Annotated in this window: 1 protein-coding gene; it reads left to right on the plus strand. The window is 55.7% G+C overall.

The genetic code is table 11. The annotated features are described in order from the left end of the window. Positions 1 to 156: 156 nt before the first annotated feature. A partial coding sequence (locus DH10_RS36410; RefSeq protein WP_210327880.1) for a hypothetical protein occupies positions 157 to 366 on the plus strand: 210 nt, incomplete at its 3' end.

Below are 366 nucleotides of genomic sequence, written 5' to 3' on the forward strand. Positions count from 1 at the left end.
CGCGCCCTCCCGCACGAGCGGGTTCGTTCTCTGGCGCAAAACGCGCCGCCTCGGCTGTTCGCTCGGACGTCCGCTTTTGGGATGCGGCTAGGATCTGCTCAACGACTGACATGAGGCGCAAAGCAGCCGTTCAAAAGATAGCACGCTTGGAAGTTTGTGCTGACGCGCTATCTGGCGCATGTACCAGAAGTCGATGCCCTCAAAACTATCCAAAAACCGAATCTAGTGTCCCAGTTTGTCCATCAGCAACCGCAATTCGGGCTGAGGCGCGACCCAGAAAGTTCGAAAAGCTTCCAGGAACCCCAGCCAAGTAAAATCAACCACTTAGCGAAATTTAAAGTAACCGGGGCAAAACCGGTGGCGGCC

It is taken from the genome of Mesorhizobium silamurunense (assembly GCF_014843825.1).
Taxonomy (GTDB): Bacteria; Pseudomonadota; Alphaproteobacteria; order Rhizobiales; family Rhizobiaceae; genus Mesorhizobium; species Mesorhizobium silamurunense.